Annotated in this window: 9 protein-coding genes; all 9 read right to left on the bottom strand. The window is 47.9% G+C overall.

Features of this window, described 5'->3' with window-relative positions:
- Nucleotides 1-60: 60 nt before the first annotated feature.
- Nucleotides 61-1,095, bottom strand: a complete 1,035-nt coding sequence (locus tag EHV15_RS21445; RefSeq protein WP_128633005.1) for a glycoside hydrolase family 88/105 protein — start codon at nucleotides 1,093-1,095, stop codon at nucleotides 61-63.
- Nucleotides 1,096-1,132: 37 nt separating this feature from the next.
- Nucleotides 1,133-2,773: a type 2 periplasmic-binding domain-containing protein gene (locus tag EHV15_RS21440; RefSeq protein WP_128633004.1), complete on the bottom strand. Its 1,641-nt coding sequence runs from the start codon at nucleotides 2,771-2,773 to the stop codon at nucleotides 1,133-1,135.
- Between the two features lie 52 nt (nucleotides 2,774-2,825).
- Nucleotides 2,826-3,725 carry a carbohydrate ABC transporter permease gene (locus tag EHV15_RS21435; RefSeq protein ID WP_128633003.1) on the bottom strand — a complete coding sequence of 300 codons (900 nt, stop codon included), beginning with the start codon at nucleotides 3,723-3,725 and terminating at the stop codon, nucleotides 2,826-2,828.
- Between the two features lie 26 nt (nucleotides 3,726-3,751).
- A complete protein-coding gene (locus EHV15_RS21430; protein ID WP_246061725.1) occupies nucleotides 3,752-4,714 on the bottom strand; it encodes an ABC transporter permease in 963 nt (320 codons plus the stop codon).
- A gap of 128 nt (nucleotides 4,715-4,842) precedes the next feature.
- On the bottom strand, nucleotides 4,843-7,137 hold the full coding sequence (locus EHV15_RS21425; protein WP_128633001.1) for an AraC family transcriptional regulator: 2,295 nt from the start codon (nucleotides 7,135-7,137) through the stop codon (nucleotides 4,843-4,845).
- A 213-nt stretch (nucleotides 7,138-7,350) separates the two neighbouring features.
- Nucleotides 7,351-8,859, bottom strand: a complete 1,509-nt coding sequence (locus EHV15_RS21420) for a malate:quinone oxidoreductase (RefSeq protein ID WP_128633000.1) — start codon at nucleotides 8,857-8,859, stop codon at nucleotides 7,351-7,353.
- 947 nt (nucleotides 8,860-9,806) lie between these two features.
- Nucleotides 9,807-10,598 (bottom strand): lipid II flippase Amj family protein, encoded by a 792-nt coding sequence (locus EHV15_RS21415; RefSeq protein ID WP_128632999.1) that lies wholly within the window; start codon nucleotides 10,596-10,598, stop codon nucleotides 9,807-9,809.
- A gap of 184 nt (nucleotides 10,599-10,782) precedes the next feature.
- A complete protein-coding gene (locus EHV15_RS21410; RefSeq protein ID WP_128632998.1) occupies nucleotides 10,783-11,223 on the bottom strand; it encodes a GNAT family N-acetyltransferase in 441 nt (146 codons plus the stop codon).
- Nucleotides 11,224-11,739: 516 nt separating this feature from the next.
- On the bottom strand, nucleotides 11,740-12,195 hold the full coding sequence (locus tag EHV15_RS21405; protein ID WP_128632997.1) for a VOC family protein: 456 nt from the start codon (nucleotides 12,193-12,195) through the stop codon (nucleotides 11,740-11,742).
- Nucleotides 12,196-12,226 lie beyond the last annotated feature (31 nt).

Here is a 12,226-nt window from a genome sequence, read left to right as displayed (position 1 = left end):
CCGCTTCCGATAGGAAGCCGGAAGGGCCTTATTCTTTTTCTGACGGTAAACGGTTACATCTTACTTATCGCTCTTGTTATTTTCAATCACTGCCGCAAGCAAGGCCAACGCCAGCCCCTGGCCCCAGCCTTGGGCCCATTTCTTATCCACGCCAAGATAACCTTCAATGTCCTTCATGACCGCGGTGCCGCCCGAAACGTTCAGTACCCGCCCATTACCGGCAATACTGATTAGCACACCGTCCAGTGCCCGCTGCACATATTTGGCATGCAGCGGATTGCCTTGCATCACCATCGCCGCCGCGATGCCCGCTGTCGCCGATACCTCGCCGTACGATGCCGGATAGTCAAGCACGGTGCCCCAAAGACCGTCCTCCCGCTGCAGTGTTTTGATGGCCGCAAGCTGGTCACGTAAAGAACTTCCGATATGCATAAAAGGAGGATACAAATAAGCTTCCGGCAGCACTTTTCCCACCCGGGACATCGTATAAGCCGCCCAAGCGTTGGCGCGCCCCCAGAAGATGCCGGACATATGATCCTGGCTGATGTGGTTGTAGCCGTGGTACCACAGGCCGGTGTCCGCGTCCTGCAAATAATTAATATGCCAATAAAATTGGTGCAGCGCATCATCGATCAGGGACTTCTCTCCCAGCTTCACGCCGGCACGCAGCATGAAATACGCCGCCATAAACAAGGTGTCCGCCCAGCACTGTTCGGGAAAATCGTTATTCGCCGACACCGTATGCTGAAGCACCCGGTCCCCAAAGCGCAGCGCTTTGTTCTGCAGATAATCCACCTTGCTTAAAATAAGGTCGAGATATTTCCGGTCCTCCGTTTGTTCATACAATGTGAGCAGCATGTGGCCCATCGCGCATGTATTTACCGTCCATCCCGGAAGCCCGGCCTCGATGTACTCATCGCACCACTCGGCCATCCGCTCAAGATAGGCCTGCTCCCCGGTCGCTTCAAACGCCCGGCTGATCCCGTAATAGGCGACGCCGCACGGCCAATCCCAAGTCAAATCCATACCGAAGGTGTAGTCCACTACGCGTCCGATGATTTGCTTCAGCTCGGACGGGTCCGCATTCAATTTCATCGTGTCCATCTCCCGCTAAATGTTTTAAGTACAGCCCTTATTTGTAATTGCCGGCCTCGATCGCCGCCTGCTTTTCGTCGAGAATTTCTTGATACCCGGCATCAAGATAGGTTTTCTTGGCCGCCTCGTACGTGGCATCGAACTCAGCTTCGGGCGCGATGGCAATCTTCACGTACAGCTCTTGGAAAAGCGAATTGAGATCGGCCTTGTATTCGTTCACTTTTTCGAGCACGACGCTGAACAAGGCATCCGGTGTACGGTATTCCGCATACTTGTCGTAGTAGGCCAAGGAATTTTCGGCCAAAGATTCGTAGCCCGGAGGCGCCATGCTGCGGAGGTAAGCCACGCGCATCTTTTCCGGATTATCGTATTTGACGGTTTCGATGACAAGGCACCAGTAGTCTTTGTTGTTATTTTGGGAAAGAACCGATTCACCTTTAAAATCCGCGCTTTTCACGGCAATGCCATCGGCATCAAGCGTATAGTTTTGGCCTTCGACGCCGTTCTGCAAGAAGAACAGATTTTCCGGCTGGCTCATCCATTCCAGGTACATCCAGATCGCGGCCCGTTCTATTTCGGTGGATTCATAGTTAATGCCCATAATCATGCCGAACGGCCAGTAGGCGCGCCCCTGGGGCTTACGTCCCTCCGGCGTGCCGGCCTGGGTATCCAGAACGGCGAATTCCGCTTGCGGATTGTTCTTCAGAGTCGCGGTGATGACGTCGGTATTGTTCGAGAGGTAGAAGGCATACGTGCCGGTCTTGCCCGCAACAAACTCGGCCTTGATCTTGTTGTCGTCGTCGCGCAAATAAAATTCCTTGTCGATCAAGCCGTTGTTGTATTGATAGTTCAGATTGCGCAGGTAACGTTCGGTGTCGGCGGTGGTCAGATCCGCGACGCCGAGATCCGAATAAAGCGCGCGGTATTTCTCGTCGGCCGGCCAGTCGCGGAAGACATAATTGTAGGTGAAGTTGTTCTTTTTCAAGAATTCGCCGCCGGCGCCTAGTCCCGCTTCCTTCCACTTGGCAAGCATCTCGTTATATTTCTCAAGCGAGGTCAAGTCCTCCATTTTCATCCCGACCTTCTCAACCCAGTCCTTGCGGATCAAAGTTGTAAAGCTGTCCAAGCTCGGACGCTCGCCGAAGAAGAACACATTTTTGTCGTCCACAGTACCATACTGTTTAATGGTTTCGCCCATATTTCCCCAATAGGTAGGGGCATAATGGGCAATTTCGTTCAGGTCCAGTTCCTGCATAACGCCCTCGCCATAGTAAGCCAGCGCCTGAGGCATGTCGTAATGGAAAATGATGTCCGGAGCTTTATGCGAGGCCAGCAGCTGCTCATAATCCGTGACCTCGTTGCTGCGGGTGATCGGCACGTACTTCAGGGTGACGTTATATTTGTCGCCGAACTCTTTTTGCATCCAGCGCGTGTAGTAATTGTCGGTTACGTTCCAGCCCTCGAACGCCCGTTCATAGACCGGAATTTCCAGGGTTACGTTTTCGGGAAAACCGGCGGAGTAATCCGCATATTCGCCCTCGGCCGTATTATTCGCGGATGGAGCCTGCTCGGATGAGTTGCCGTTTGCCTTTTTATCGCTGCCGCTCATGCAGCCCGACAACAACCCCACGATGACCAATAAAGCCAAACTCAAAGAAATGATTTTCTTTTTGCCCATAGCTTATTTCCCCCCGTGAAATATAGTTTGAACCTTCCATAGCAAGACGCGGTTATTCCTTGACGGCTCCAAGCATCACCCCTTGCACAAAATATTTCTGGATAAAAGGATATATGCAAAGGATCGGCAAGGTCGCGAATACGACGCATGATGCTTTAAGCACCTCGGGGTTGCTCAGCGATACTTGCGTGGCCTCCAGCTGAAAGCTTTCGCTCGCCTGGATGACCAGGTAATACAATTTAAGCTGGAGCGGCCGTAAATCAACCTGTTGCTTGATGTAAAACAGCGCGTCTTGATAAGCATTCCAACGTCCGACGGCGTAAAAGAGCGACAACGTCGCGATGATCGGCTTGGAAAGCGGAAGAACGATGCTCCACAAAATTCGGAAGTGCCCGGCGCCATCGATTCTCGCCGATTCCTCCAGGCTGACCGGAATGCTGCTGGTAATCGCCGTCTTCATAATCAGAAAATTGAACGCGCTGAAAGCCTGCGGCAGGATCAGCGCCCACCACGTATCAAGCATGCCGAGATTGCTGACCAGCATGTATTCGGGAATGATGCCGCCGCCAAAGTACAGGGTAAACATAAAGATAAATGTCAACGCCGTGCGGCCCTTCAGCTGCTTCCGGGAGAGCGGGTAGGCCGCGCAGATCGTGATCAGCATGCCCAGGATGGTGAACACGACCGTTACCACCACCGATACGTACAAAGATCGCAGGATGCTGGCATCGGCAAAAATTTTCCCATACGCTTCCAGGGTAAACCCTTGCGGCCAGAGAAACACTTTGTTCGCAATCACAAAGGCATCATCGCTTAAAGATTTGGCCACGACGTGAACAAACGGCAGCAGGCAGGCCAGCGAGGCCATGACCAGCGCGAGATGGATCAGCACATCCCAAATGTCAAACCGCCGTTTGCGGTGCGCCGCCAGTGTGTTTGTGGCTGCTTTCATATTTCGCCTCCTTTCTGCCTAAGCGCCTACAGCAGGCCGTCTTCGCCGAGTTTTTTGGCTATTCGATCGGCCAGCAGCACAAGCGTAAGCCCGATCACGGACTGGAACAACCCAAGCGCGGTCGCGCGGCTGAAGTTGCCGCTTTCGATCCCCCATCTGTAAACCAATACAGGGATGGTTGTTGTAAATTCCGTAGTGGCCTTGTTCTGCAAGGCAAAAATGCGCTCGAACGAGCCCTCCATGACCCTGCCCAGGTTCATGATCAAGAGTGTAACAATGGTCGGGCGGATTGAAGGCAGCGTAATATTCCATACCTTCCGCCACCGCCCAGCGCCGTCCACGGTCGCCGCCTCGTACAGCTCCGGGTTGATGCCGCTCATGGCAGCCAGGTAGATGATCGTCCCCCATCCCATGCTTTGCCAGACGCCGATGGCCAAATAACTGATCAGCCAGTGGGTGTCCTCTTGGAGGAACGGGATGCGCGTGCCGCCCATCATTTCGATGACATGGTTGACCACCCCGTTGCTTTCGCTGAGCAATTGGTACGCGATCGCGCCGATAATAATCCAGGACAGGAAATGCGGCAGATACAGGAGCGTCTGGTTAACCCGCTTGAACTTGATGCTTTTGATCTCATTCAGCAGCAGCGCAAGCGCGATGGGCATCGTGAAGCTAAACAGCAGGTCAAGCGTGTTGAGCAGCAGCGTATTGCGGACGGCGCGGCCAAAATCATGTTTTGCGAAAATGTCGGCAAACACCTCGAAACCAACCCACTCGCTGCCCCAGAACCCCCTGGCGATTTTGTAATCCTTAAAGGCAAGCACGAGCCCGGACATCGGCGCGTATTTAAACACCAGCACAAACGCCATGGGGATCAGCAGCAGCAAATAGAGCTGGATGTCCCGCCGGAGATAATAAGCGAATCCCCGGTTGACCGCTTTTCGGTTCGCTAAAGCGGTTTCATGATTTGAAGCGCTTTCAAGTTTCACTGTTTCACCTCCCCGAAGTATGCCCTTCCTCAGGTCCATTGCTGTCCAAACAAGCAAGTGTCCAAAGCAGCCGATTGGCAATGGCGAGTTTGTGTCTCATCATACGCTCCCGGCTTCGGATCGGTAAATCATGAATTTTGATTTTCCTTATCATTTTTGATTGTACGGCACTTGGAAGCCTTGTAGCTGCTTGGAGTCATGCCCTCGTATTTGCGAAAAAACCGGTTGAAGCTTTGCACATTGTAGTACCCGACCTCTTCTGCAATCTGCTTCATGTTCAGCTTCGTTTCCAGCAGCAGCCCCTTCGCTTTTTCGATCCGCAGCAGATTGATGTAGTCGATCAGACTTTTCCCCGTTAGCTCGTACACGATCTTCCGCATATAGGAATAACTGATACCGATCTCCTTCGCCATCTCCTCAAACACGATTTCCTCGCAAAAATGGGCTTCCAGGTAGTGGATGATCCGCTCCCCATGCCCCGTTTCGCCCGGGTTCCGCGCAAGGTATTGAATAATTTCGCCGAAGAACTCGCGCAGGTATTCTTCAAGCTCGTCAAGGGTGTCGATGGAAGCGATCGCGGAATAAATGTTCCCCCGGCCCGCAAAAATACGCGCGGTGCTGATATTATTTTCCCTGAGATGTTTTAGGGTGACGCCGATCAATTGATTGTAGATGAACATGATGTTGTCGTAGGAGATATATTGAGCGGATTGAATCTCGCCCCGGATGAGCTCGAGCTCCTTCATAATGCTGTCGAGATTGCCGCCATCCAAAAAGTTGAGAATACGTCTTTCGCTGTTCGTGGGGTAAATATAGCTTTTGCCTTGTTCGGCCTCCTGCTTCCAGAAAGTGATTCCGCCGCTGCCTTCGAGCATGCGGTGTTTAATCACTTCCATCGCTTCCACCACGCGGTCCTGGATCATGGCGCTCGTCTCCGCCCGGCTGCTGACGCCGATCGTTACGGAATGGCCGAACAGTTCCGCCGCTTTGCTTCGAATCGCTGAGAACGCTTCCTTGATTCCCCTTAAGCCGCGTTCAAGTTCCTCCTGCCCGTAATTGATCACGATGGCGAAACAGCCTTCCCCTTGATAGACGCAGCGCGCATGAACCCCCGCCGGAAATAAGCTGTCACATTGCGAGATGAGCAGATACCGGTGATAGCTGCGCGTCTCTGGATTCGTTTTGTTGACATACCGCCTGTAACGGTCTATGGAGACGACGGCAACCCGAAAATATGGCTCCGGGAACATTTCCGCGACCGGTTTCGCAACCTCGCCTCGCAATAATTGATGGATCGCCAGGCTGCGGGTATCCTGTTCGCGTTCCTGCAGCAGCTTGTAGAGCTCTTCCTCCTCCTCCTGCATCCGCCGGAATGCCGCGCCAAGGAAGGCAAGCTCATTTTTGTCCGCCACTCCCAGATTGCCGCGTGCCCGCACGGTCCGCACCAGCTCGCGCAGCGGCTTGGACAGCCATGTCGCAAGAAAAACGGTCAGTATCGACCCGATAAAAATAAGGACCGCGGTCAGCAAAAGGATGCTGCGCTGCAAAATGCGGGTTTTGGCCATCAATTCGTCCAGCGAAAAAATATTGACATTCCACCAGCCCAGCAGATTTGAGCGCGACCACGTGTACAATAGCCGCTCGTTTTCGAGCTCATGGTACGCGTACCCCTCCTTCGCCTCGCTTTCCAAAACCTCTTGCATAAACGGCTGCTTCGTGCCGTCGCTGAGCAGCAAGGTTTTGTCGTTGTGCGAGATAATGGTGCCGTCCGATTTCATGAGCAGGTAGCCATGTTCGCCCGGCTCCGATGAACGCAAATACTCCCCGATTTGCTTTTCCCGCAAATTAACGACGATGGTGCCGCGCGTCGTGGTCGAAAGACGGTTTAGCGGCAGTACATACGATACCACAGTTTCCCCGGTGGCCATCCGGCGCGGATACCATACGCCGCTGATTCCCCGGCGTCCGGCAAGGGCTTCCTCCATCCACCCGATCGGCTCATATCGGTCCAGCGCCGTAATGCCTTTGTCGGTTGAAACCACATAATCCGCACCGTCTAGATAAAAATAGGAGGAATAGACACCGTTTACCCGGTGATTCAAATTCACCAGTTCCTTGAGCACCGATAATGCGCCGCTCACATTGTTGTAATTTTCGTTGAGCTCGGCAAAGGTTTCAAAGCCGCGAATGCGGTCGAAGATGTTGGTGGCAGCCAGGCGCACCGTATCTTGAGCAAGGTTGTTCAGCGCGTTTTCGTTCAGCTTGCGGTTGGCGTTTAATCCCGCCAATGAAGATTCCGCGATGGCGTCTTCCGAATTGCCCATAATCTGCGTGCCGCTATACCAGGTCAGGATTGTCGCGGGAACTGTCATGACGCAAAACAGGATCAGTCCCAGTTGAAGCATCATCGGAATTCGTTTCATTTTTCCCCTCTTCCCATCATGGATTAGCCGTTGAAGCAATCAGTTCAACTTACGTCGTATAATAAAAGCGCTTACAAAATTTCTTGAATACATAGATGGATAAATTATACAACAAAAGGTGCCGGATTTTCATCCAACACCTTTTTGCCATGCGTGTAAAGGGTTACAAAAGAAACGGTTATTCATTCGCTATTCGTTAGCGGCAATGGTTGTCTAGCGCACTGCCTCCAACGGTAAAGTTTCTGTTAGCCCCAGCGTCCGGGCCGCCGAAACATGAAGCTCGCGAATAAGCTCCGGATTATTCGATAGAGACGCACCATAAGAAGGAATCATGGCTTTAATCTTCGGCTCCCATGCATGGATATGTTCCGGGAAGCATTTTTGGATGACCTCGAGCATGACGGAAACGGCGGTAGAAGCACCCGGAGATGCGCCGAGCAATGCGGCAATGGAGCCGTCGGCGGCACTGATCACTTCCGTACCGAATTGCAGCGTGCCCCTGCCTCCAGCAGCCGTATCTTTAATAATTTGCACGCGCTGACCGGCCACCAGCAAATCCCAATCCTCGCTTTTCGCGTTCGGAACAAATTCCCGCAAAGCTTCCATACGCTTTTCTTTTGATAACATCACCTGCTTGATCAGGTATGTGGTCAAAGAAGCGTTTTTTGCGCCCGCCGCCAGCATCGTTACGAGATTATGCGGTTTGACGGAAGTGATCAAATCCAACATGGAACCGAATTTCAAAAACTTAGGCGTGAAGCCGGCAAACGGTCCGAACAGCAGCGACTCTTTGTTATCGATAAATCGGGTGTCAAGATGCGGCACGGACATCGGCGGAGCGCCAACCGGAGCTTGGCCGTATACTTTGGCATGATGCTGCGCGACAATTTCCGGGTTCTGACATACCATAAACAGACCGCTGACCGGAAATCCTCCAATTCCTTTTCCTTCGGGAATACCTGACTTTTGCAGCAGATGAAGGCTTCCTCCCCCGCCGCCGATGAAGACGAATTTCGCCGTATGGCGTTCCACGGCACCGCTTTCGACGTTCCGTACTTTCAATTCCCACGAGCCGTCAGCGGCACGTTTAATATCTTCCACATGGCGGTTGAACTGGATACCGACGTTTTTATGCTTTAAATGTTCAAACAATACGCGTGTTAAGGCACCGAAATTGACATCCGTTCCGGCTTCGCTTCTTGTAGCCGCAATAGGTTGATTGGACGTCCGGTTTTTCATCATCAGCGGAATCCATTCCCGCAGTTGGCCCGGATCGTCGGAAAACTCCATCCCTTGGAACAGCGGATGATTTGAAAGCGCTTCATAACGTTTTCTCAAAAAGGTTACGTCTTTTTCCCCTTGCACAAAACTCATATGAGGCACCGGCACGATAAAATCTTTCGGATTGCGAATCAGCTTACTGTTTACGAGATAAGACCAAAACTGTTTGGAAACCTGAAACTCTTCATTCACTTTGATCGCTTTGCTAATATCCATAGACCCGTCCGGTTTCTCGACGGTATAGTTCAGCTCGCACAAGGAAGAATGCCCCGTTCCCGCATTGTTCCATTCGTTGGAGCTTTCCTCCCCCGCTATGGCGCGCCGCTCGAAAACCGTAATTTCCCAGTTTGGCGCTAATTCTTTCAGCAGTGACCCCAAGGTCGCACTCATGATTCCGGCACCGATCAAGATAACGTCTGTTTTCGTTTGTCCGTTGCTCATTTTATCAGTCCTTATAACCTAAGATTTGCAGAAGGAAGCAGGCGCTCCTGCTTAGTCGCTGCAACAAGCCAGGAAGTAATATAAACACATAATTTTTTTGCAGTTAATTATATCATAGTGCATCCCTGCAAAAATGGATAAAAAATATTATTTATCCGGATAATAAAGGATAGTTATAGGGTGTTTTCGCGGATAATTTAAAATGCCCTAACCTTAGATAGCTCTTATCTTCGGTTAGGGCGTTTGTTGGGTATATAATTTCTGGAACCACACGTCCTCGGTGCGGGAATTCATTAAGTGTTTGTGCAGCATCCATTACATCATCGAAATGCCCTTCATAATACATTGAGTCTTGAGAAATGTAATCCACAATATTCTGTAGATCTTTATAAGGGTCGTTACAGTCCAAATTATTGTTTGTTCAGCCATCTATCCATCCTCGATCAAGTTTTCACTTCCTCTTTGAATCACATTAACAGATCCGCTAAATAATCTTTGGATATTTCACTAATAACATAAATGATGATAATCAGGTTGATTAGCGCCGCTAACAAAGTTTTTGATAGTTCATTCCGATCTCTTCGGGAAAATAGGTGATTGATCTGATATCCTAAGGAGATACTTTCACCAATCAAATTTATCGGCAAAACTACTATAGAGTATAGGACTATGCTTAAGAGTACATTCAGAAACATTCCTATAATCGAACAGAAGACTAGAAGAAGAATATCTACCAAAGGCCACATTAATATGATTGTACTATAAACAGATGTGTCTTCTATTATGTATCCAAGCGTTATTCCAATACTGATCAACAATAAAATAAATATTATTGAGTATCCTATTGGAGCAGCTAAGTGACTAAATAATTCCCCATCAAATCTATTAAATACTACGCGGCCAAATATAAAGTACTTGTTTAAATTCCAATATTTCCATTCATTCTCTCAAAAAATCTTAATCGCGAAACTGATAAAATAGGCAGCAGGTATTAATAAAAATTGTGCAAGTATGGTTCCGAAAAACCTCGAAAGCATTAGCAACAAATAGATCTTTCCTAATTTTTCTTTGTAGATCGCATTATTGCAAGCCTTATCCGTAATTAATCCTATCTGTGGATCTATAAAAATCGTCAACAATATCGTTGCAATGCCGTTAATTAGTCCAGATGATTGTGAGGCGGATGTGCTCAATTCTGGGACCAAATACGCTGCGTAAAGCGAAGATAAAACACCAACCGTATAGATAGCCGTTACCAAAACATTCAAAAGTATAAATCTCTTTGGAATTCCTAGATACCGGAACCCTGAAAGCTGAAAAGAAGGTTTTTGAACATAATGCCTTGTGTTCATTAATTGACCTATTGTTACACTTGAAATCAACTTTGGTAAAGACCCTGCAACTTCAAACCTAGATATAACTCGCCCCCATAAGTTAACAAGCGTAGGGAAAAGGAGAATACCTAAAATTGTGCCAAAAGATGAGGCAACTATGATAATCCTAAAATATTCTAAAACATTAAAATTCAAGGCAATCTTGCCATAGTCTATAAACTTTGCCGTCATTGGTGCTTGTATTAGATTAGCTGTCCGGGAGATAAGGACAGTAATCCCTAATAATGAAAGTGCCACAGCAAGCTTATTTATCTTAATCCCAGCTAAACGTAACGCGTAAGATGAAGTTTCAACCATATGTATGATCATAGTTAGTATAAAAACAGCAATTAAATTATGTACCATGGTACTTCTCCTTCTTAGAGGACATCATTGCATTCCCAGGGGTCAATATTTGCCTCACTGTTTTATATATCAACGTATTCTTCAACTCTTGCTTCAAGAATTTCGATTAAATCCTCCAAGGGACGACGTCCGTCGTCCCCCCGCGCGATTTCAGTATTAGACGATGTTCATGCCATCCCCGAACTTACACATATTTATATTTTGCGATCACTTCTCCCCACGGAGCCAATCCATCTTCTGTGAATCCTGTCTTTGAATATAATCTTCTTGCTCTCTCATTCTCAGGTTTATATCCCAAAATCAGTACATCCGTTCTATCTTGCCGGTTTCTTATCTCTTCAATTATCTTAGAAACGGCCATGAATCCATATCCCTTACCTTGAAAGTGTCGATCGATCATAAAACGGTACATCCAATAATTGTTATCATCCGGATCAATTCCATATAGTGTATACCCAATCATTGTCTCGTGTTTATATATAGCCATACTCGAAAACCCGTGCAAAAACTGTGCTTCAGCAATTGAATACACATTTGGTGCTATAAATTGTTGTTGTTCTTTTTCCGGTCTTAATGCTGCACATTCTTCCCAATTGTCTTTGTTAATTCTTTGCAGTCTAATCATCGGAACCCTCCAAATAGTATCGCAAAAACAACCCAGGCCTAGATTGCCCCTATCTTAGGCTGGGTCGAAACAACTAAGTACTTCAACTTCAACTATTTTAAAATTATTTCACTAAAACTTACGATCCGCTCTGTCAGCTTGGGATACACCGCACTCCAAATCATCGAAGAAATAAATAAAGTTATAAATATATTCGGATATCTTCCCTTCAAGTAGCGGGCCGTTTGAATCATGCTGAGCAATAGAAGAGGAAGCGTTATGAATGATGTTATATGCCAACCCAATTGTCCTTCCATAGTCCAACTTCCAATTCCAATTAAGTTCAAGAAACTGTCCAACAATGAATACCCATATAAGTGATTGCAGCCCAATATCAGCACAATAAAACATACAGACATCCACAAACAACCAATAACTACATGGTTTTTTTGTTTGGACAAAAAAACTCCCCCGATCAGAATTACTGATAAAACAATATTATCATATCATAAATTGGAATTGATGTTACTTTTTGCTTCACCATTTTTTCTTTTGCTCTATAAATTCTTCTTTAATTCCATCTTCCGGGTCCCATATTGACCAAGCTGCTTCTAATAAATTCCCTTCATTATCTCTAAAATAAAAATATTTTGCTTCCCCAGCCCCTAGCGTATGTAAATCTTCAATAAGTAATCCTTTATCTTTTAATAACTTATGTGTATATTCAATATCCGGGCAATTAATCGCCATAATAGGAAATGGTTTCCCATTCCTCATGATTTCCAACGATTTCTTGTCATTGGTTTCTATAAGTAATAATGCAATTGAGTTTTTATAAGGGTGATGTAATACTGCAACAAAAGAACCTCGATCTTGAAACTTATTCATGAGTTTAAATTCTAGGTTCTCGGTGTACCATGCGATTGACTCATCAATTTGGGTTGTTGGAACATATACGTAGCCAATACGTGAAAATGCAAACTTTAGGTTCATTGGAAACACTCCTTGTTTTTTATTGTACGTC

Source organism: Paenibacillus oralis, from assembly GCF_003863965.1.
In the GTDB taxonomy this organism is placed as follows: domain Bacteria; phylum Bacillota; class Bacilli; order Paenibacillales; family Paenibacillaceae; genus Fontibacillus; species Fontibacillus oralis.
This window is presented reverse-complemented; position numbering and strand designations above follow the sequence as displayed.